The following is a 20,179-nucleotide window of genomic DNA, read 5'->3' on the forward strand; positions in this document are numbered from 1 at the left end:
CGGGAGACGCGCGCTGGGGCTGCTCACGATGAGCCGGGCCGCCTATTCTGTTGCTGATGAACGTCCGACAGCGCAAGAAGCTCACTGCCCGCCTGATGGCGTCGTTGTTGCATGACGATCTTCTGGCCGTACGTGCGTTGTTGCGGGCGGGGGCGGATCCGAACGCGGCGGACCGGGAGGGCACCAGGCCCCTCTATCTGGCCGCGGTTCAGGACCTGCGTGCGGCGGTGCGGATTCTCCTGGCCGCCGGTGCGGACCCGAACGTCGAGAGCGGTCGCGGTCAGGAGGGGACACCCTTGACGGCAGCCGCGGCGTGGGGGAACGCCGATGTCGTCCGCGAACTGCTTGTCCAGGGCGCCGATCCGAACCTACGTGAGGACCACGGCAGCGGGCTGTCGCCCCTCGAATGGGCCGTCCGGAACGGTCACTCCGAAACGGCGGCGCTACTCAAAGCCGCAGAGACCAGATGAGCTACGAGGGCACTGCGAAACCCAGGTGATCGCACGTCCCGGGGGCCGGGTGCTCTGGTGGCTCGCTTCTCGCGTTTCGAGAACAGTTTGGACGCCGCTGGCGGGCGTCGGGCACAGTCGGACTGTGGCAGACTCCATCACCGTACGTCATCGCACCATGGACGAAATCATGGAAGGGCTGCACCTCGTGCGGCGCTCCCCGCAGGGTGTCGGCACCCTCGCGTTGGCCGTACGCCGGCCGGCCGTCGACGCCCGGGAGGTGCTCTCCCGGGCCGAACTGGACCCTGACGCCGGGCTGATCGGCGACAGTTGGAGTCAACGGCCCAGCTCACGAACTCCCGACCGGTCACCGCACCCCGACATGCAGCTGAACGTCATCAACTCCCGGTTCGTCGAACTGATCGCAGGTGCCGATCGTGACGCCTGGGCGCTCGCCGGGGACCAGCTCTACTTCGATCTCGATCTGAGCGTCGACGCCCTGCCAGCCGGTTCACGCCTGGCGATCGGAGAGCGGGCCGTCATCGAAGTGACCGCCGAGCCACACAATGGCTGTGCCAAATTCGCCGCCCGGTTCGGACGCGATGCCCACAAGACGGTCTGGAGCGACGAGGGGCAGCGGCTGCGACTGCGGGGCCTCAACGCCCGGGTGCTCGTGGGCGGAACGATCAAGGCAGGCGACACGGTACGGCAACTGCCCACCGACGTCGGCCAAGCCTGACACGCACGTCTCGGCACGGCCGAATAGCTGATCAAGCGAGCATCCGATCAGGAGGCTTCGCCGGAGGTCGGGCGGCACGTCGCGCTACCCTCCCGAGGGTGACGCGTTACCTTGTCGTGCCCGGCCGAGGAGTTCCCTCCCCCGACCACTGGTCGCGCAGTTGGGTAAGGGACCACCCGGAGTACCAGTGGGCGCCGGAACCGCCCGGGCCACCGTACGTCGCCGCCGAACGGGTCGCCGCGCTGCACGCCGCGATAAGTGCCGACAGTGAGCCGGCGATTCTCGTGGCGCACAGCGCGGGATGCCTGACCGTCGCCGTCTGGGCCAGCCAACACGTTGGTCCCGTTCAGGCCGCCCTGCTGGTCACGTCGCCGTACGTGGATCCGGATTGGACGCCCGCTCCGCACGAGACCGTCGATGTCTTCATCGGCCACGTGCCCCGCGAGCCACTGCCCTTCCGTTCGATCGTGGTCGCCAGTCACAACGACCCGCATGCCACGTTCGCGCAGTGCGAGGCGTACGCGCGAGACTGGGGCTCGGAACTGTTCGACGCGGGCGCGGTCGGGCACCTAGACTCCAAGACCGGGTTCGGCCCGTGGCCCGACGGTGAACGCCTAGTTCGTTCATTGGCCCAGCGGCCTCCCGCGTCCACGAATGCCTAGTCTGGGGCGATGCGACCCTTCGGTGAGCCATCGCGGGCCACGGGCCGACGTTGCTCGCGGGTCTGTCGAAGCATGTTGATCTGAAGCTGGTGAGCCGGGTGGAACTCGGCTCGGGGGCAGTGGCGATGCGGTACGAGCCGAGACGGTAGCCAGCAGGCCGGTAGCCCGAGTCGGCCGCCTCAAGGGCGGGTGGTTCCGGGCCGGCGGGTCACCACGTACGGTGCGGGGATGCGAGTCGTACCCGGGTGGGCGCTGGTCTCCGCGGTGGCGGCGCCGATCCTCCTGATCGGTGGCTGGACCCTCGGCGCGGCCCGTCAGCCCGGCGGGTTCGACCAGGTCACGGGGACGATCAGCGCGCTGGCCGCGATCGGCGCGACCGACCGATGGATCATGACGCTCGGCCTGGCCGGCCTCGGGCTGTGCCACTGCGTGACCGCCGCCGGGCTGCGGCCGCTCGCGCCCGCCGGCCGGACGATGCTCGCCGTCGGCGGGTTGGGCACCCTGGCGGTGGCGGCGTTCCCGCTGCCGGCCGGCGGTGAGGGCTCGGTGCCACACACGCTCGCCGCAGCGGTGGCCTTCGGTGCGCTGGCGCTCTGGCCGGCTCTCGCGCCGCCGCCCGCCGAGCCGACGACGGGGCATCCACGTCGGCGGGCACCCTGGGTGGCGCTGACAGTCGGGTTGCTGCTGCCGGTGGCGTGGTTCGTGGTCGAGATGGCCGCCGGAGGCGAGCGGGTCGGCCTGGCCGAGCGGGTCGCGGCTGGCGCAGAGGCCCTTACGCCCCTGCTGGTGGTTGCCGGGCTGCGCCGAGAGGGCCGGCCCGCCGCCGAGGCCGGCGCGCCGACGGGCTGACCGCCGCGCACCTGACACCACTGGCGAACATCGGGCCGATGTGCGGAAAGTCGTGCCCCGGACAAGGGGTCGCTTCGAACTCAGCCGGCGACGGGGTCAACCAGGCCGGATCCCCTCACTATCGCGGCTGATGGGTGGGTGGTTCCGGCAACTCCTGCTGCCAGGTTGGGGTACGACTGCTGGGTGCGGGAGGTGCTGTCCCGCGGACGGGTGGGCCATGTTGCCGCGGGATCCGGCGAGGTTGCTGCACAAGGGTGAGGCTTCGCAGCGAGCGTCGTTTCTGGAGCTCTTCTTCGACCTGGTGTTCGTGTTCGCGTTGACCCGGGTGGTGGCCCGCGCGGCGGAGGATCTCACTGGCCGGGCCGCCATCGATCAGCCGGCGGCCGTGCTGGTCGGCGCGACCAAGGTCCTGTTCCTCCTGCTCGCCCTCTGGTCGGTCTGGCATGGCACTGCCTGGACCACCAGCCGCTACGACCCCTACCAGCCGATGGTGCAGGCCACTGTCCTGATCGCGCTGGTTGCCGGCATGGTCATGGGGGTAGCCATTCCACGCGCCTTCAGCATCAATGCCGAAGCGTTCGTTGCCGGCTACCTGGTCGCACAACTCGGGAGATCGTTGCTGCTCGCCATCGCGCTGCGTGGCCACGTACAGCAGCGGCTCGAGGTGAGGATGCTGATCACGTACGCGGCAACGGCTGTGCTGTGGATACTCGGACTCATTTTCGCCTGGGTCGGCACCCGACTACTGTTCTGGCTTCCGGCCCTCGTCATCGAGTATCTGGCCAATCGATTCGGTTGGCCGGTGCCCGGTCTCGGCCGTTCCGCTCCGCACACCTGGTCTATCGCCGGTGAGCATCTGGCGGAGCGCTACCAGCAGTTCTTTCTCGTGGCCCTCGGCGAGGCCATTCTTGTTACGGGCCTGACCTACGCCGCAGGCGGTCGGAGCCCGGCGTCGACGTTCGCCTTCGCCCTCACCCTGACCATCTCGATCGTGATCTGGCGGATCTACTTCTACCGCGCGGGTCAGATCTTCGCCGACGCCCTCGCGAGGAGTCGCCGACCAGCTCACATCGGTACCTCGGCGGCCGACTCGCACCTGCTGATCATCATCGGCGTGATCACCACCGCGATCGGCTTCGAACTGGCGATCACCCACCCCACAGAACACGCGCCACTGCCCTGGCTCGCGGTGATCCTCGGCGGTCCGGCGCTGTTCATGGTGGGCCGCTCCCGATTCGAGTACGAAGTGTTCAACCGGGTCTCCCCGTCGCGACTCGTCGCCATCGGGCTCCTCCTGGTACTCGTACCCGCCCTGCTGCGGACACCGACCCTGGTCGCCCTGGCCGCGTCCGCCACCGTCCTGACCGGCGTCGCGCTCGCCGACGCGCGACGCGCCTGGGGCAAGCCACCCGAACCACCAGCACCACCGATCTGAATCCCACCAGAGCGTCGATCCGCACCCGCCTGGCGAGCCAAATCCGGCGGGCAGGATCACCCCTCGCGGGTGCCGCGATGGTGCCGTACCCCGGCCGCAGCAGGGGCCCGGCCGGGGATCGGGTTCAGCGCTGCGCTGGGCGAAGGCGCAGGGTGACGACCTGGAACGGTCCCAGAGCGAGATCCACCCCATTGCCCTCGACCGAGACGGGGGCGAGCGCGCCGATCTCGGCGTTGTCCCGTTCGAGCAGGTCACAGACCCGCACCTCGGCGAGATCGAACGACGCGGTGAGGCGGGTGCGGGCACGGCCGCCGAGCGCCTCGTAGAGCCGGACGACCACGTCGCCGGATCGGTCGTCGGCCAGCTTCACGGCCTCCACCACCACGGCGGGGTCGGTCACCTCGATCAGCGGAGCGACCGGTCGGGCGCCCAGGTGTCGGCGGATCGGCAGGTTCGCCCGGTAGCCCTCGCGTACCGCGTCGACGATCTCTGCGCCGCAGACCAGCGCGTACCCGAATCGGTGCGAGCCCTGGTCGGTGTTCGGGTCGGGGTAGCGGGGACCGCGCAGCAGGGAGAGCCGTACCGTGGTCGGCTGCGCCCCCAACGTGTCACCGGGTGGTTGGCGGGTCACGTCGTGGCCGTACGTGCCGTCGTTGACCAGTGCCACGCCGTATCCGGGCTCGCCGACGTGCAGCCACCGGTGGGCGCAGATCTCGAATCTGGCCGCGTCCCATGATGTGTTCGTGTGGGTTGGTCGCTGCACGTGGCCGAACTGGATTTCCGCGCTGGACTGCGCGGCCTGGACGTCGATCGGGAAGGCGACCTTGAGCAGAGTGTCCCGTTCGTGCCAGTCCACCTCGGTGGTGAACCGCAGCACGCGTTCGCCGGCCGCGAGCGACACGGTCTGGACGTACGCGGAGTTGCCGTCGTCGCGGGTCACCCGGACCCGGGCCTGTCGGGGGTCGTCCGCCTCGACCACGATCTTGGTGACCTCGGTCAGGTCGCGGCGCCGGTGGCGATAGAAGTCCTCGATGTCCCACGCGTCGAACTTGTTGGGCGTGTCCGGGTGCAGTTGCAGGACGTTGGCGGCGGTGCCGGGCCGAAGCACGTCGCGGTCGGCGACCAGGTCGCGGATCGCGGACACCGTCCCGTCGGGGCCGAGTTGCACCCGGAGCAGGCCGTTCTCCAGCACGGTGCCATCGGCTGCGGACCGTACCGACACCTGCGGGGCGTCGCTGTCGGGGCCCGCGCAGACCCCGAGCGCCGGTACGCCGGCCCACTCGTGTGGTGCGGCGTTCGCGGTCAACGGCGTCGACCCGGGGCCGGTCAGCGCGGTCAGCGCCGAGTCGATCAACCCTTCCAGCCGGTCCGCCAGCCTCGCGTACGTCTGCCGCGCCTCGCGGTGCACCCAGGCGATCGAACTGCCGGGCAGGATGTCGTGGAACTGGAGCAGCAGCGTCTCCTGCCAGATGGCGTCGAGTTCGGCGTACGGATAGGAATGGCCGGCCCGCAGCGCCGCGACGGTCGACCACAACTCGGCCTCCCGTAGCAGGTGCTCGGTGCGCCGGTTGCCGCGTTTCATCGCCGACTGGCTGGTGTACGTGCCCCGGTGGTGTTCGAGGTACATCTCGCCGCTCCACACCGGGGCGTCCGGGTATTCCCGCTGCGCCTCGGCGAAGAACTCGGCAGGGGGGCGGATGACGACCCTGGGCGAACCTTCGAGGTCGGCCACGCGCCGGGCCGTTTCGAGCATCTCCCTGGTCGGGCCGCCCCCGCCGTTGCCGTAGCCGAACGGCAGCAGCGACACGGTGGACCGCCCGTGCTCGGCGAAGTTGCGCACCCCGTACGCCAGATCCTTCCCGGACAGCTCTGAGCTGTAGGTCTCGGCGGGTGGGAAGTGGGTGAAGACCCGGCTCCCGTCGATGCCCTCCCACCAGAAGGTGTGGTGCGGGAAGCGGTTGGTCTGGTTCCACGACATCTTCTGGCTGAGGAACCAGCGGAACCCGGCCAACCGGGCGAGTTGAGGCAGCGCCGCCGAGTAGCCGAACGAGTCGGGGAGCCAGACCTCCCGGGGCTCGATGCCGAACTCGGCGGCGAAGAACCGCTTGCCCTGGGTGAACTGGCGCACCATCGCCTCGCCGCCCGGCATGTTGGTGTCGGACTCCACCCACATGCCGCCGACCGGGAGGAACTGTCCGGTGGCCACCTTCTCCGCGACGCGGCGGTACACCTTCGGATGGTGCTCCTTCAGCCATGCGTACTGCTGGGCGGAGGAGCAGGCGAAGACCAGTTCCGGGTACTCGTCGGCGAGCGCCACGACGTTGGAGAAGGTCCGAGAGCCTTTGCGGATGGTCTCGCGTACCGGCCAGAGCCAGGCCGAGTCGATGTGGGCGTGCCCGACAGCGGTGATCCGGTGGGCGCTGGGCACGGCGGGCGAGGCCAGTACGCCGGCCACGCAGGCGCGGGCGGCGGCGGCCCCGCCGGAGACGTCGGCGACGGCGAGTCCGTCGAGCATCAGTTCCAGGGCTCGGCGGATCTCGTGGTGCCGGGGGTCCGTGTCGGGCAGTTCCAGCGCCAGCTGGTGCAACACCTGTACGTCCAGGACGAGCGCGTGCACCTGCTCGTCCAGCACCGCGAGTTCCGCCCGGTCCAGCCGATAGAGCGGGCGGTCGGGCAGCGTCTCAGGGTCGCCGAGCGGGGAGACGGTGCCGTCGAACCGGGGGTTGGCGGCCGCCTCGACGTACACCTCGACCCGCTCGCCACCGGCGGCGGGCCGGGCGATCGGCACGTACGCCGTCCGTGGCTCGATGCCCTTGATCGGCGTGCCGTCGGCCGTGTACGCGAGGCCCTCGGAGCGGAATCCCGGCCCGGCCCGCTCGAAGCCGAGATCGACGAGGAGTTCGACCCGACCGCCGCGCATCCGCGCCGGCACCTCTGCGGTGAACCGGAACCACGTGGTGCTCCAGGCCCGCCCCCATGGTTGGCCCACCGCGAAGGGCCGGTACGCCATCGCGAGCCCCTCGCTCGCCGGCACCGGCTCGCCGGGCACGTGCGCCGCCTCGACACGTACGGGTTCGGCGTCGCGGTACAGCGCCGGGATGAGCCGTTCGTGGAGCGCGCGTTCGATCCGTTCGGTCAGGCTGGACAACGACCGGTGCATCCGGAACTCCGGGGGGTGGGGATTCGGTGGGGGTGGGAGCGCCACCATATCCGCGCGTCACGCTACGTTGCCATTCCGAGGCGCTCGGAAATGGATTTCCTGCCGCGTCGCTCGCCGATCCGGTGGCCTTTGCGGCCCGTATTTCTGGTATCAGTCCCAGCGGGCGATTCCCCGCGTAATCGCTCTCGGCGGAAACGGATTCGAGTCGCAGTCGCAGCAATGCCGGTACGAACGTGCAGGCGTCGGCGTCGACCAGCCCGCGCGGCGCCGCGGAGGCTGCGGCCCCGGCGCAGCGGCTAGCCTACGCTCATGGCGAGCACCGAACTGGACGAGTTGATCGTTGCCGACGCCGAGGCGCTGCGCGGGTGGATGTCGGCCAACCACGCCACGTCGCCCGGCGTCTGGCTCGCCCTGACCAAGAAGGGCGGCACAGTCACCACGCTGACCTGGCAGCAGGCGGTCGACGAGGCCCTCTGCTTCGGCTGGATCGACGGGCAGGCCCGTAAACGGGATCTGGAGAGCTCCTGGATCCGGTTCACCCCGCGCCGGCCCCGCAGTTCCTGGTCACAACGCAACGTCGCCCACGTGGCCCGGCTGGAGGAGCAGGGGCGGATGCTGCCCGCGGGTCGTGCCGCGGTGGAAGCCGCGAAGGCGGACGGGCGGTGGGACGCCGCCTACGCCCCGCCGTCGGAAGCCGAGGTGCCGGCCGACCTGCTCGCCGCCATCGCCGCCGACCCCGCCGCCCAGGCCATGTTCGACGTCCTCACCAAAACCAACCGGTTCGCGCTCATCCACCGCATCAATGCCGTCAAACGGGCGCAGACCCGCGAGCGGAAGATCGGCGAGTTCGTGGCCATGCTGGCCCGTCAGGAGACGGTCTACCCGCAGAAGGCCAAGCCGACGAACTCCTCGTAATCCGCCCCCACGGCCTCGCCGGGGATGCCCATAAAATGTGACGGTGATCAACTTTCGCTATCACATCGTCTCGCTCGCTGCGGTGTTCGTCGCCTTGGCGGTCGGTGCGGTATTCGGCACCGCCGCAGCAAACGGCGTTGCTACCGACGTCCTCAGCGACTCGATCAGTGCGGCCCACAAGACGAACGATCAGCTTCGTCAGACGACCGAGGACCTGCAGGTGGAGGCGAGCCGCAAGGACGACTACATCAACGACACGGCACCCGCCGTGCTCGGCGGGACGCTGGACAACCGCCGGATCGTGGTGCTGACGACGCCGTCCGGACGCGACCACGCCCAGGGCGTGATCGACAAGCTCCGGGTGGCCGGCGCCGCGGTAACCGGACCCGTCGACGTCCGGGAGGCGTTCTTCGACCCGAGGAACAACCTGGGTCTGCTTGAGCTGGCCCGGGGCAGTGCCGCGTCGAGCGCTCTCCCGGGTAACAGCAATGGCGCCGAGACCGCCAGCGCACTGCTCGCCGCGGTGCTGCTCGCAGCGCCGTCCGACGTCGACGCCTCGGCGGTGGTTTCCGCCTACGCCAGGGCCGGATACCTCACCGCACCTGAGCGACTCGACGGTCCCGCGGACGGGGCGGTCCTGGTGACCGGGGCGCCCTACGTGACTCAAGAGCCGACGAAGCGAAACGCCGCGATCGTGACCATGGCCGCGCAGTTCGCCATGGTCGGTTCCACCGTGGTGGCCGGCACCGGTGCCGGTGACGGCAGCGCGCTGGGGACGGTGCGCGGGGACGAGGCACTCACCGCGAGGATCTCGACGACCGACGGGGTGGCCGGCGCACAAGGTCAGGTGGTGACCGCGCTCGCGCTGGTCGAGCGGATCACCGCCAATCGAGGAGGTCATTACGGCACGGCCGACGGCGCCGACGCACTGACGCCACGGCGGCCGTGACACCGGGGCCGGACCGGTGCGGGGCCAGGTTGGTCGGCATCGCCACCAGGTGCGGTAAAGCGCCGGTCAGCCCCGAGTTTCAGCTACGGCAACCGCCGGTCGCAGTGGCGGCAACCTTCATGTCGCAGGGTCGCTGCCGTGACGTACACATTGAACGCCGCCATGACGGTGGGCGCCGTCGTCGCCGCGCTGCTCGCCCCGCCCCACGCCGGCGCCGCCCCCACACCGCACGCGGTCGTGACCACCGACAACGAAACCCCGGTCCTGTACGACGACGAGGCTGGTGGGAACGCCTCCGGTGACGACCCGGCGATCTGGGTCCACCCGGCGGACTCCCGACAGTCGATCGTGATCGTGACCGCCAAGGAGGGCGGTCTCCGCGTCTACGACATGGGCTCGCGCTTCGTCATCGACCCGGCCGGCGCGGCGGCGCGGATCCCGCTGACCGAGGTCACCGCAGCGGACCAGAGGTTCCTGTTCAACCCCGACCGGCCGGCCGTCGACGAGGAGCACACGGCCTACGGCCTCGCCGTCTGGCAGCCGCGGCCCGGCGAGACGTACGCCGTCGTCACCCAGGAGGGCGCGACGACGATCGCCACCGTGCGCATCGTCGAGGTCGGCGGCAAGCTCGGCTACACGAACGTCCAGCAGCTCGCCATGCCGAGCAGCTTCCGGCTGCCCGACGGGACGACCTGGGTGCCCTGCGCGGAGCCCGGCGTGTTGCCGCAGCTCGAAGGAGTCGCCGTGGACCAGGCATCGGGCGTGCTCTACGCCGCGCAGGAGGACGTCGGCCTGTGGCGGCTACCGCTACCGCTCGGACCGCGCAGCCGGCCGACGCTCATCGACCGGGTCACGGACTTCGGTGTCCACGATGTCTACGACAGCGAGACCGAGGAATGCCAGCCGGTCGATCCGAATGCCAAGGGCTACGGCGGAAACCTGCTCACGGCCGATGTCGAAGGCGTCGACATCTACTACGGGCGTGGCGCGACCGGGTATGTGCTCGTGTCGAGCCAGGGCGACGACAGTTTCGCCGTCTACGAGCGTCAGGGCGCGAACCGGGCGCGGGGGAGCTTCCGGATCAAGGGCGTCGGCGGCGCCGACGACATCAACGGCTCCGACGGGCTCGCCGTGACCAACCGTCCCGTCGGTGACTACCGGCAGGGCCTGCTCGTCACGCACGACGAACCCGAAACCGGGCCCGACGTGGACGACGAGCGCGACGCCACGAACTTCTCCTACGTCTCCTGGGGCGACATCGCCGACGCCATGTCCCTGACCGTGGACACCCGTGCCGGCAACGACCCGCGTTTGCGCTGACCCGCCCGATCCCCGTGACCGGCCTGCTCACACACGATGAGCGGGCCGGTCACCGGTGCGTTGTCGGGCGTGCGCGGCCGTGGCGAGGGCGAGGACCAGAGCGAGCTGCCTAGCGCACCCACCGGATCACGGTGATCAGCCCGACCACCGCCAACGCGGCGATGCTCAGTCCGATTGCCGCTGCCAGCAGACAGGGAAAACCATTGCGCCAGAAGCCGGAGATCTCGGGTCGAGGTCCGGCGTCGGTCCACGCCACCCGGGCGGGGCCTTCCTGGCCGGCCCGTTCGATCAGCCGGGTCAGCCGATCTTTCGCCGCCGGCCCGAGGTTGTCGGCCGTGTCAGCTTTGACTTCGAGCATCAGCAGACGGGCCCAGGCCGCAGGGCGCGCCCGCTCGAATGCGGCGATCTCCTCCGGGGCGGCGTCCTCGGTGAGAAAGCCCCACCGCCCGGCCTCCACCATGTTGCCCACCTGCCGATACAGCGCCGCGCGCCGCGCACGTAGGTCCAGGTCGTCGGGGTAGGCGGCAGTCAGGCTTGCCAAGCGCTGCATCGCCGGGTGGTAGTGCCCGCGTCGCAGATCGGCCGCTACCTTCGCCAGCACCTGTTCCTTCGCCATGGCGATGATCGTCCACGGCCGGCGGCGGGGGAGACAGCGAATTCCGGAGCCCAGGCCGGGCGGGGACGTTGGCCGTCGATCCTTGTGGGCTTCAGTCCCGCAGGTACCCGGTCAGCCGGTCGGCGAGTTGCTGTGGGTGGCTGAACGCCACCGAGTGGCAACCGTCGATCTCATCCGGTACGACGCCGAGCCGGTCGGCGGCCACTCGGCGCTGGAAGTCCGCCAGGAAGAGTCGGTCCTCGCGGGCGATGAGCACCTTCGTCGGCACGTCCGGCCAGGCGTCCAGCGGCCACGGCTCGTTCCACTCCGCGCTGACCTGCTCCCGGCTGTGCGCCGCCGCCGCCGCGACGATCTCGGCCGGCACCCCGGTGTAGAACTGCTGTTCCTCGGTGAGCCCCTCCGTGCCGCGGTAGCCGGTGTTGCCCCACCAGTCCCCGGGCCGCTCACCGGGCCTCGGGATCATCGGAGTGAGCAGCACGAGCAGCCGCACGGGCAGCTTGTCGGCGACCAGCGGCGCGGTGAACGCCCCGTACGACTGGCCGACCACCACAAGATCACTCCGGTCGCCGATCGCGTCGACCACCGTTTCACAGAACTCGGCGAACCCGGCCGAGCTGTCCCCGATCGGCAGCTCCGGCAGCACCACGTCGTGGCCCCGGCTGACCAGCTCAGGGGCCAGCAGATGCCAGTCCCAGGCGCTGCCCCCGCCGCCGTGGACCAGAACGAAAGTCGCCATGCCTCGAAGCCTCACACAGGGGTACGACAGCAGCTTCCTTCGCCACCCCATCGTCGGCACCCTGCCCGTGGGGGCGCGATGCTGGTGCTCGCTGTCCCCGGCGGCGCAGCGCACGTCAGCGATGCCCACTATCGTTCTGGCGTGCACATCCGTTTCGACGTCCCCGCCGATCCCGCCTATCCAGGCCGGGTGGCCGCTGCGCTCAGTAGTGATCGGCTGCGTAAGTACCGATATGTCGGCGTGGTGTTGGTGGCGGTCGGGGTGATCGGTTTCGCCGTCTCGCGGGGGTCCGCCTGGGGTGAGCTGGCCCTGTCGCTGTGGATGGCGATGGTCGTGGGTGGTCTGCTGGCGTTGCTGTACTGGCCGTGGGTGCGGTTGCGGGCCCGGCGCCGCTCCAGTGGCTACGCCGTGGACGGCAGCTACGACATCACCGAGGACAACATCATGATGCGCAGCGGCACGGAATCCGGCGGCATCGCCTGGGACGGGGTGGCCAAGGTGCGGGACACCCCTGAGTTCTGGATCGTGTACGTCGGCCGGATGCCGGCAACGGTTATTCCGCGCCGGTTGATGTCCGCCGAGGACGCCGAGACGTTGCGCGTCTACCTGACCGAACGTGGGCTGCTTCAGTCTCGGTGAACCCAGCCACCCCGGGGCGCCGCGGGATCACACGAGGAGACCTCCGGTCGCCCGGATGTTCTGACCGGTGATCCACTGCGCGTCGGGGCTGGCAAGGAAGGCGACCACGGCCGCGATGTCGTCGGGCTGGCCGAGGCGTTGCAACGCGGTGAGGGCGGCGGTCTGGGCCAGGGCTTCCGGGGGATTGACGGCATGCAGCAGGTCGGTCTCGGTCGCGCCGGGCGAGACCGTGTTGACAGTGATGCCCCGGCCACCGAACTCCCGGGCGGCGACCGCCGTGAACTGTTCGAGCGCGGCCTTGCTGGCGCAATAGAGGGCGTGGCCGGGCGCCGGCACCACCGTGTTGAGGGTGGAGATGTTGATGATGCGGCCGTTGTCACGCAGTATCGGCGCTGCCTGGCGGATGGCCAGCACGGGAAATTTGGTGTTGACCGTCAATACGCGGTCGAACTCGTCCTCGGTGATGTCCGCGATCGGCGTTCGGGGATTGATGGCGGCGTTGTTGACGAGAATGTCCAAGCCGCTGCGAACCGGTTGGAACATCGCCGAGATGCTACTGACCTTTTCCTGGTCGGCGCGGACGGCGATGGTGCCGGTGAGTTCGCGGACGAGGTCGTCGGCTGCCGCCTGGTTGTCCTTGTAGGTGAACACGACAGTTGCGCCTTCATCGACGAGCCGATGCACGATAGCCCGGCCGATCCCCCGCGAACCGCCGGTCACCAGCGCTGTCTTCCCGGTGAGCCTCATGCTGGGACGCTATCCCGCAGCGGGTGCCCGGCATAGATGGCAATGCGCGCCGCTCGTTCCGTGGCTAACCCGCCGACACGGCTCATGATCTTGTGAGGTGATCAGGCGGTCCGGGTGCCCGCGTGATCATTTCTGGCGGGCCGTCTTCGGGCCGGTCGGTGCGGCTTCCGCCGATCGGCGTCTCTCGTCACCGCGTTTTTGGAATCGTCGGTGGTGCTGGCAGCGTGGGCGAGGCGGAGGCAACGTGGGACGGTCGGGGCACGACCCGGAACGGGACGCGGGGTCGCCGACCTTCAGCCCGTCCGCCGAACTGCCGCCGCTGTCGCCGGAGGATCTGGCAATGCTGGGCCGGCTCGGCGGGCGGTGGCAGGTCAGTGAAGCGGTACGGGCGCTGCCGGTGGACCCGCAGGCGGGGGAGTTGCGCGGGGCCGGCGGCGCGGGTCGGGCCGCCATGCTGTTCCAGCCGGACGAGACCGGTCAGCTCACCGCCACCCCGATCGCCGAACGGCAGGACACCGCCGAGGGGAGGGCGGTCGGTGGACTGCGCAGGCTGCTGCTCGGGCGGCCGCTGAGCAGCGCGTCGATTCTGCGCGAGCGGATGCCGAAGTCCATCGCGCTGCCGGTGCTCGCCTCCGACCTGCTCTCCTCGGTGGCGTACGGGCCGGAGGCGATGCTGGCCGTGCTGGTCCTCGCCGGCAGCGGCGCTCTCGGGCTGTCGTTGCCGATCGCGGCGGCCCTGGTGGTGCTGATGGTCGCCGTGGGTACGTCGTACCGGCAGACCGTCTACGCCTATCCGCATGGCGCCGGGTCGTACCTGGTGGCCAGCGACAGCCTGGGGCCGCGCGCGGGGCTGGCGGCAGCGGCCGGGCTGATCCTCGACTACGTGCTCACGGTTTCGGTCTCGGTGTCGGCCGGCGTCGCCGCGATCACCTCGGCACTGCCCGCCCTCGCCCCGTTCAGCGTGCCGGTGGCGCTGGCGGTCATCGGTGTGCTGCTGATCGGTAACCTGCGCGGGATCCGGGTGGCCGGCAACGTCTTCGCCGCGCCCACGTACCTCTTCCTCGCCGCCATCCTCGGGCTGATCGCCGCCGGGTTCGTCCGGGCCGCGGCCGGCGGTTTCACCGTCGTCGCGCCACCGCCGACGCCGGCGCTGGAAGGGCTCAGCCTGCTGGTCGTGCTGCGGGCCTTCGCCTCCGGCGCGACCTCGATGACCGGCATCGAGGCGGTGTCCAACGCGGTACCGGTCTTCCGTCCCACCGAGTGGCGCAACGCCCGTACGGTGCTCACCTGGATGGTCGGCATCCTGATCGTGCTCTTCGCCGGACTGACCCTGCTGATCCACCTCAACGGCCTGGTGCCCCGTGCCGACCAGACCCTGCTGTCCCAACTCGCCCGGCTGACCTTCCCGGCCGGTCCCTGGTACGCGATCATCCAGGCCGCCACGGCGCTCGTGCTGCTCCTCGCGGCGAACACCGCCTTCAACGACCTGCCACGCCTGCTGTACTTCATGGCCCGGGACGGCTACGTGCCCCGCCGCTTCCTGCACCTGGGCGACCGGCTGGCACTGAGCAACGGACTGATCGCCCTGGCGGTCGCCGCCGCGGTGATCCTCGTCGCGTTCGGTGGCCGGACACATTCCCTGATTCCGCTCTACGCGGTCGGCGTCTTCCTCGCCTTCACCCTGTCCCAGACCGGCATGGTCAACCACTGGCGACACCACCGCAGCCCGGGTTGGCGGCGACGCGCCACCATCAACGGCCTCGGCGCGGCGCTGTCGGCCGTGGTGCTGGTGACCGCCGCGGTCACGAAGTTCGCCGCCGGTGCCTGGGTGGTGGTCCTCGCCATCCCACTGTTGATCTACGTGTTCCGCCGGGTACGCCGCCACTACGACCACGTCCAGCAGGCCCTCGGCCTGCACGCCGAGACCGGCACACATCCCGGCGGCGGGGTGGAACCGGCCGAGGACGAGCCGCCCGCCGTCGTCCCGCAGCAGGTACGGCACCTCTTCCTCGTGCCGGTGGCCCGGCTCAACCAGGCGGCACTGCGGACTCTCGCCTACGTCGGTTCGCTCGGCCAACCGGCGCTGGCGCTGCACGTCAGTCCCGAGCGGGTGGAGGCCGATCGGTTCCGCGCGCAGTGGGCCACCTGGGGCGACCACATCCCGCTGGAGACGATCCTGTCGCCGCACCGGGTGATCATCCCGCCGCTCGCCGGGTACGTCAGCGCGCTGCGCCTGAGCCACCCCGACCTGACCCTCACCGTCGTCGTACCCGACGTGGTGGTCGACCACCCCTGGCAGCGGTTGCTGCACTACCGCACCGAACAGCGGTTGCGTCGGGCGCTGCGCCGGCACCCCGGCATCGTCGTCACCAGCATGCCCACCCATCTGACCCGCTGAGCGGCACCACTGCGTACCACCTGGTCAGTCCCCGGGCAGCAGCCCGGCCAGGAGGTCCGCGACGGGTGCCTGACGGGCCGACGCGTAGGCCGTTCCCGCCCAGAGGTTGAGCGCCTCGGCATCGCCGCGCCGCGCCGCGGCGGCCCGGATCGGGACGGTCAGATGGTGTACCGCCGGGTAGCCGACGGGCGCCACGTCCGAATAGGCGTCGGTGAAGCGGTTGCGCAGAGCCCGGGCCGGCTGCCCGGTGAAGGCACGGGTCACGACCGTCCGTCGGGGTGCACCGGAGAGCATCGCCTCGCGCTGGACGGTGCGGGTGCCGGCCTCCTCGGCGAGCAGGAAGGCACTGCCACACACGACGCCCACTGCCCCGGCCGCGAGCAGCCCCGCGACGTCGGCCGCGCCGCCGGTGCCGCCGGCCGCGAACACCGGAACGTCGGCGACCCACCGTACGGCGGCGAGGGTCTGCGCGGCGCTCGTGTCGCCCCGGTAGCCGGCCGGTCGGGTGGTGGCTGCGTGCCCGCCGGCCGCGCCGCCCTGGGCGATCAGCGCGTCCGGCCCGACGGCCAGGGCACGGCGGGCCTCCTGCGCCGAGGTCACCGTCACGAGCACCCGCGAGCCGGCGGCGCGCAGCGCGTCGACCACCACCCGATCCGGTACGCCGAAGGTGAAGCTGACCAGCGGCACGCGGTACCGCACGGCGAGTTCCACCTTCTCGGCGAAGTGATCATCGTCGTCGAGCCGTAGCGCGGGAAGATCCACCTCGTACCGGTCGGCCTCCGGTTGCAGCAGCCGCCGGTAGCGGTGCACCGACTCCACGTCGGCCGGGGGCGGCGTCGGCACGAAGAGATTCAACCCGTACGCGACCCCCGCCCGCTCGACCACGCGCAACTCGTCCTCGACCGCCTCCGGTGTCTGGTAGCCGGCGGCGAGGAAGCCGAGGGCCCCGGCGTGGCCGGCGCCGACGACCAACGCCGGAGTCGACGGTCCGCCCGCCATCGGGGCGACCACGACGGGCCGGATCAGGTCACGCATGGGTCGACCCTACGACGCCACCGCGCTCGCAGCCGGCCGACGAGACCACGCCGTGACACCGGCCTCCCGGCCCCGGGGCCGATGCCCCGGACTCGTCCCAGCGGAGCAGCCGGGGTTGCTCCGCTGGGCGGATGTCGGCCCGCCGACCGGCCCATATCCTGGCCGGATGACGGTCTTGGGCTGGTTGCGCGGGCAGGCGCGGGCCCGTCCGCTCCTGGCTGACCTGGCCTTCGCGCTCGCCGTACTCGCGCTCATCCTGCCCTCGTTGCCGGCCCCCGGTCTCCTGCGGGTCGGCTGCCTGGTGGTGTCCTGCACCGCCATCGCGGTACGCCGGCGCCGCCCGTTGCCGGCGCTCGCGCTGGCCACGGCGGCGGCCACGGTCGACCAGGCGTTGGGACGCAGCGACGCGACGCTGGCGGCTGCGCCCGATCGTGATGACCGCCCTGGCGACGATCTTCGCGCTGCTGCCGATGGCACTGGGCATCGGCGCCCACGGCGGGTTCATCTCGCAGCCGTTGGCCATCGTGGTCATCGGCGGGCTCACCAGCTCGACTCTGCTGACCCTGGTCCTGGTGCCGACGCTCTACACGATGGTGGAGTCGCGGCGGCGCCGGCACCTCGCCACCGTCAGCTCGTAGCCTCGACGCCTGGGCGTCAACGTCGAACTCCGCACCGAACGCCTGGGTGGACCCGGCGGCGGAGCCCTGACCAGCGGCGCCGCAGTTGGCGGCGGTGCGACGTGCCGGAGCGCGTGGCTGTGGTGGTCGTCCACAGCCACGCGCCCCGCTCGCTGCGGTGCCTCAGTGGGTCAGTACGACGGTGGAGATGCTGCGCGGGCCGACGTTGACGCTGACCTGGCCGCCGTTCACGCCGACCGACTGGCTGGCCGCGTTGGCGTTCTGCGAGGTGAGGTAGTGCTCCGCACGGGTGACGTTCTGCGGTGCCTGGATCACGGCACTGTTCACCGCGCTGGTCGAGCGGTTCAGGATCACCAGCGTGGTCTTCCCGCCACCGGTGTAGGCGGTCACCTCCAGCGGCGTCGCCTTGGAACTCTTCGTCAGGGCGACTCGCTGGTAGCCGGGGCGGACGTACTTGGCGTACTGCGAGAACGCGTATCCGCGCTTGAGCGGAGCACCTGCGGTGGTGCCGAAGGCCGCCTCGCCGTCGCCGATGAAGGAGTAGTAACGCTTGCCGTACCACCAGACGTAGGCGGTCCAGTTCGATTCCATCGACCTGTGCACGGTGCGCATGATGTCGTCGAGCGTCTCGTTCCAGACTGCCTGGTTGCTGGGGTTGCCCCAGATGTTGGAGCCGTTGCCGTCGGCCGCGTGCAGGTTCCACTCGGTCATCCATACCGGCTTGTTGTGCTGGTCAGCCAGGGGGTAGGACCGTAGCCGACCGGACGCCTCGGTGCCGTACAGGTGGCCGCCGATGTAGCCGATGTTGTTCCGGGCGGTCGTGTCGTTCAGGGTCGGGTCGGTGTAGCTGTAGTTCAGGTTCACCGCCTCGGCGACCATCAGCCGGGTGTTCTGCACCCGCGTGCCGTGGTCGCGGACGAAGTTGCGCAGCTCGGTGCCGTTCCAGTCCATCGAGTCGTAGTCCGGGTGCCAGTCCGGCTCGTTCTGCACCGAGGTCACATCGACCGTCACGCCCTGGTTGCGCATGTACTGGACGTAGCTGTTCAGATGGTTCGCGTAGTCGGCGTAGCGGTCGGTGCGCAGCTTGCCGCCGTTGTTCCGGCTGTTGTTCGTCTTCCACGCGGCCGGCGCCGTCCATGGCGAGGCGAGGATCTTCACACCCGATCCGGCGGACTTCGCCGTGCGCAGGGCGTTGACCTGGGTCGACCATTCGCCGGAGACCGGTGAGATGCCGGTACGCACGATCGACAGGCCCAACTGGTTGGCACCCAGCCCGACCAGGGTTTGCGTCTCGGCCGTCGACCAGGTGCCGCCCCAGATCGGGGTGGCGGCTCCGAACCCGTCGACCGTCTGGTACCTGGTGGCGCTGTTGACCGTGATGTCCGCCGGCCCGGTCGGCGGCGGGTTGGTCGGCGGCGGGTTGGTGGGCGGCGGGGTGGTGGGTGCCACGCCACCGGTGCACGTCACGCCGTTGAGGGCGAAGCTGGTGGGGGCCGGGTTGCTGCTCGTCCAGGATCCGTTGAAGCCGAACGAGGTCGAGCCGTTGGTCGGGATGGCGCCGTTGTAGCTGACGTTCCTGGCGGTGACGGCGGCGCCGCTCTGGGTCACCGTCGCGTTCCACGCCTCGGCGACGCGCTGGCCGGCGCTGTAGGACCAGGTCAGCGTCCAACTGGTGACCGGGTCACCGAGATTGGTGATCCGGACGTCGGCGCCGAAGCCGCCCTGCCACTGTGACGACACCGCGTAGTTCACCGAGCAGCCTGCCGCTGCCGCGCCGGCCGGCAGTGCCACCGCGACTGCGGCCGACGCCAGGAGCATGGCACCGGCCGACACCCGAGCGGCGTTGATTCTGAGTCTTCTGTTGATCTGTCCCATCGCTGTGTGCCCTTCAGGAGTGGTGGTGTGGTGGGTGAGCCGTTATCGATCGGACAATGGGAGCGCTCCCATTAAATGTTCGGCGAGCCGACGAGCGTCAATGCTGTGGTCGGTCGCCGCTGGAGGTGGGGGTCCAGGGTCGTGCGTGGTGGGTGCGGTGGCCCGGCTTGGCGGCGTCGTCGTCCGAGTCGGCCGCCTGGGAGCGTTCACTTGCTGGCTTGACCTGCCCGGCAGGCATCAGCTCCGGTCGCCTGGCCGGCGGGTGGTGAGCCGTGGCCGTCGGGCCTGGGGCGCGTCGAGACGGTGACCACCGCCGATCTGTGGTTGAGAGTGTGGGAGCGCTCCCGTAATATACCTGACGCAGCTGTTAACGTTAACCTAACAACGACGATCGCCAATGTGTGGTTTTCGCCCCGCCGGGAGGGTGCTTCATGTCTAGATCCAGGTCTACCAATGCCGTCCTGGCGTCGGCCGGCGTCGCGTTACTGGCGTCGGCGGCGTTCGTCGTGGCCGTGCCGGCCAGCGCTGCTGCTGCGGGCTGTTCGGTGAACTACAGCGTGCCGTCGCAGTGGCAGGGCGGCTTCAGTGCCAACGTGTCGATCACGAACCTGGGCGATCCGCTGACCAGTTGGACGTTGACGTGGTCGTTCGGTGCCGGGCAGACCGTCACCCAGGCATGGAACACGACATTGACCCAGAGTGGTGCCGCCGTCACCGCCAGAAATGTCAGCTACAACGGCAGCATCCCGACCAACGGCTCGACCTCGTTCGGCTTCAACGGATCCTGGACGAGCAGCAACCCGGCCCCCACCAGCTTCGCCCTCAACGGCGTGACGTGCACCGGTGGCGTGGCGCCGACTCCCACCCCGACCACCCCCGCGCCGACGACACCGCCGCCGGGTGGGTGCAGTTTGCCGTCGTCGTATCGGTGGTCGTCGTCGGGTGTGTTGGCGACGCCGGGGTCGGGGTGGGTGTCGTTGAAGGACTTCACGCATGCGCCGTACAACGGTCGGCATC

The 20,179-nt window shown here is 70.3% G+C and carries 17 protein-coding genes and 1 pseudogene; 12 read left to right on the forward strand and 6 right to left on the reverse strand.

Annotation, left to right across the window (positions count from 1 at the left end; all coding sequences use genetic code 11):
* Window positions 1-56 precede the first annotated feature (56 nt).
* The 5 genes from E0H26_RS27685 (at window position 57) to E0H26_RS27710 (ending at window position 4,134) form a co-directional block, all read left to right on the forward strand.
* Window positions 57-470 carry an ankyrin repeat domain-containing protein gene (locus tag E0H26_RS27685; RefSeq protein WP_131309181.1) on the forward strand — a complete coding sequence of 138 codons (414 nt, stop codon included), beginning with the start codon at window positions 57-59 and terminating at the stop codon, window positions 468-470.
* Between the two features lie 124 nt (window positions 471-594).
* Window positions 595-1,188, forward strand: a complete 594-nt coding sequence (locus tag E0H26_RS27690; protein ID WP_131309184.1) for an MOSC domain-containing protein — start codon at window positions 595-597, stop codon at window positions 1,186-1,188.
* A gap of 98 nt (window positions 1,189-1,286) precedes the next feature.
* Window positions 1,287-1,850, forward strand: coding sequence for an RBBP9/YdeN family alpha/beta hydrolase (locus E0H26_RS27695; RefSeq protein ID WP_165522007.1), 564 nt, complete (start codon window positions 1,287-1,289; stop codon window positions 1,848-1,850).
* 228 nt (window positions 1,851-2,078) lie between these two features.
* Entirely contained in the window at window positions 2,079-2,699 is a 621-nt protein-coding gene (locus E0H26_RS27705; RefSeq protein WP_131309190.1) for a DUF998 domain-containing protein, read from the forward strand.
* A gap of 217 nt (window positions 2,700-2,916) precedes the next feature.
* Complete coding sequence (locus E0H26_RS27710; RefSeq protein ID WP_131309193.1) at window positions 2,917-4,134, forward strand: low temperature requirement protein A; 1,218 nt, start codon at window positions 2,917-2,919, stop codon at window positions 4,132-4,134.
* 124 nt (window positions 4,135-4,258) lie between these two features.
* Here E0H26_RS27710 and E0H26_RS27715 read toward each other — a convergent pair whose 3' ends face one another.
* Complete coding sequence (locus tag E0H26_RS27715) at window positions 4,259-7,294, reverse strand: alpha-mannosidase (protein WP_131309196.1); 3,036 nt, start codon at window positions 7,292-7,294, stop codon at window positions 4,259-4,261.
* Window positions 7,295-7,603: 309 nt separating this feature from the next.
* On the opposite strand from E0H26_RS27715, the gene E0H26_RS27720 reads away from it, so the two are divergent.
* From E0H26_RS27720 to E0H26_RS27730, 3 genes are all read left to right on the forward strand, one after another.
* Window positions 7,604-8,209: a YdeI/OmpD-associated family protein gene (locus E0H26_RS27720; protein WP_131309199.1), complete on the forward strand. Its 606-nt coding sequence runs from the start codon at window positions 7,604-7,606 to the stop codon at window positions 8,207-8,209.
* 43 nt (window positions 8,210-8,252) lie between these two features.
* Window positions 8,253-9,158, forward strand: coding sequence for a copper transporter (locus E0H26_RS27725; RefSeq protein WP_165522008.1), 906 nt, complete (start codon window positions 8,253-8,255; stop codon window positions 9,156-9,158).
* Between the two features lie 138 nt (window positions 9,159-9,296).
* Window positions 9,297-10,478 (forward strand): phytase, encoded by a 1,182-nt coding sequence (locus tag E0H26_RS27730; protein ID WP_206025410.1) that lies wholly within the window; start codon window positions 9,297-9,299, stop codon window positions 10,476-10,478.
* Between the two features lie 109 nt (window positions 10,479-10,587).
* Here E0H26_RS27730 and E0H26_RS27735 read toward each other — a convergent pair whose 3' ends face one another.
* Entirely contained in the window at window positions 10,588-11,094 is a 507-nt protein-coding gene (locus tag E0H26_RS27735) for a DUF6584 family protein (protein ID WP_131309205.1), read from the reverse strand.
* A gap of 91 nt (window positions 11,095-11,185) precedes the next feature.
* On the reverse strand, window positions 11,186-11,830 hold the full coding sequence (locus tag E0H26_RS27740) for an alpha/beta fold hydrolase (RefSeq protein WP_131309208.1): 645 nt from the start codon (window positions 11,828-11,830) through the stop codon (window positions 11,186-11,188).
* A gap of 141 nt (window positions 11,831-11,971) precedes the next feature.
* Here E0H26_RS27740 and E0H26_RS27745 point away from each other — a divergent pair, with 141 nt between their 5' ends.
* Window positions 11,972-12,469, forward strand: a complete 498-nt coding sequence (locus E0H26_RS27745) for a YcxB family protein (protein ID WP_131309211.1) — start codon at window positions 11,972-11,974, stop codon at window positions 12,467-12,469.
* 27 nt (window positions 12,470-12,496) lie between these two features.
* Here the strand turns inward: E0H26_RS27745 and E0H26_RS27750 are convergent, their stop codons facing one another.
* Complete coding sequence (locus E0H26_RS27750) at window positions 12,497-13,216, reverse strand: SDR family oxidoreductase (RefSeq protein ID WP_131309214.1); 720 nt, start codon at window positions 13,214-13,216, stop codon at window positions 12,497-12,499.
* A 244-nt stretch (window positions 13,217-13,460) separates the two neighbouring features.
* On the opposite strand from E0H26_RS27750, the gene E0H26_RS27755 reads away from it, so the two are divergent.
* Window positions 13,461-15,614 (forward strand): APC family permease, encoded by a 2,154-nt coding sequence (locus E0H26_RS27755; protein ID WP_240742423.1) that lies wholly within the window; start codon window positions 13,461-13,463, stop codon window positions 15,612-15,614.
* A 24-nt stretch (window positions 15,615-15,638) separates the two neighbouring features.
* Here E0H26_RS27755 and E0H26_RS27760 read toward each other — a convergent pair whose 3' ends face one another.
* The gene (locus E0H26_RS27760) at window positions 15,639-16,649 is read right to left on the reverse strand and encodes a nitronate monooxygenase (protein WP_131309218.1); all 1,011 of its coding nucleotides are present in this window, start codon (window positions 16,647-16,649) and stop codon (window positions 15,639-15,641) included.
* Between the two features lie 410 nt (window positions 16,650-17,059).
* Between E0H26_RS27760 and E0H26_RS27765 the strand changes: the two are divergent.
* Window positions 17,060-17,248, forward strand: a pseudogene (locus E0H26_RS27765) (efflux RND transporter permease subunit); the annotation flags it as partial.
* A 201-nt stretch (window positions 17,249-17,449) separates the two neighbouring features.
* Here the strand turns inward: E0H26_RS27765 and E0H26_RS27770 are convergent.
* On the reverse strand, window positions 17,450-19,162 hold the full coding sequence (locus E0H26_RS27770) for a cellulose binding domain-containing protein (protein ID WP_131309220.1): 1,713 nt from the start codon (window positions 19,160-19,162) through the stop codon (window positions 17,450-17,452).
* A gap of 431 nt (window positions 19,163-19,593) precedes the next feature.
* On the opposite strand from E0H26_RS27770, the gene E0H26_RS27775 reads away from it, so the two are divergent.
* On the forward strand, window positions 19,594-20,179 hold a 586-nt coding region (locus tag E0H26_RS27775), incomplete at its 3' end, for a cellulose-binding domain-containing protein (RefSeq protein WP_206025412.1).

Source organism: Micromonospora zingiberis (assembly GCF_004331455.1).
GTDB lineage: Bacteria > Actinomycetota > Actinomycetes > Mycobacteriales > Micromonosporaceae > Micromonospora > Micromonospora zingiberis.

Excerpts from the sequence above, each read along its gene's own strand:
- E0H26_RS27705 (WP_131309190.1), top strand. The coding sequence starts at position 2,079 with ATGCGAGTCGTACCCGGGTGGGCGCTGGTCTCCGCGGTGGCGGCGCCG.
- E0H26_RS27720 (WP_131309199.1), top strand. The coding sequence starts at position 7,604 with ATGGCGAGCACCGAACTGGACGAGTTGATCGTTGCCGACGCCGAGGCG.
- E0H26_RS27770 (WP_131309220.1), bottom strand. The coding sequence starts at position 19,162 with ATGGGACAGATCAACAGAAGACTCAGAATCAACGCCGCTCGGGTGTCG.
- E0H26_RS27735 (WP_131309205.1), bottom strand. The coding sequence starts at position 11,094 with ATGGCGAAGGAACAGGTGCTGGCGAAGGTAGCGGCCGATCTGCGACGC.
- E0H26_RS27760 (WP_131309218.1), bottom strand. The coding sequence starts at position 16,649 with ATGCGTGACCTGATCCGGCCCGTCGTGGTCGCCCCGATGGCGGGCGGA.
- E0H26_RS27715 (WP_131309196.1), bottom strand. The coding sequence starts at position 7,294 with ATGCACCGGTCGTTGTCCAGCCTGACCGAACGGATCGAACGCGCGCTC.
- E0H26_RS27685 (WP_131309181.1), top strand. The coding sequence starts at position 57 with ATGAACGTCCGACAGCGCAAGAAGCTCACTGCCCGCCTGATGGCGTCG.
- E0H26_RS27750 (WP_131309214.1), bottom strand. The coding sequence starts at position 13,216 with ATGAGGCTCACCGGGAAGACAGCGCTGGTGACCGGCGGTTCGCGGGGG.
- E0H26_RS27740 (WP_131309208.1), bottom strand. The coding sequence starts at position 11,830 with ATGGCGACTTTCGTTCTGGTCCACGGCGGCGGGGGCAGCGCCTGGGAC.
- E0H26_RS27710 (WP_131309193.1), top strand. The coding sequence starts at position 2,917 with ATGTTGCCGCGGGATCCGGCGAGGTTGCTGCACAAGGGTGAGGCTTCG.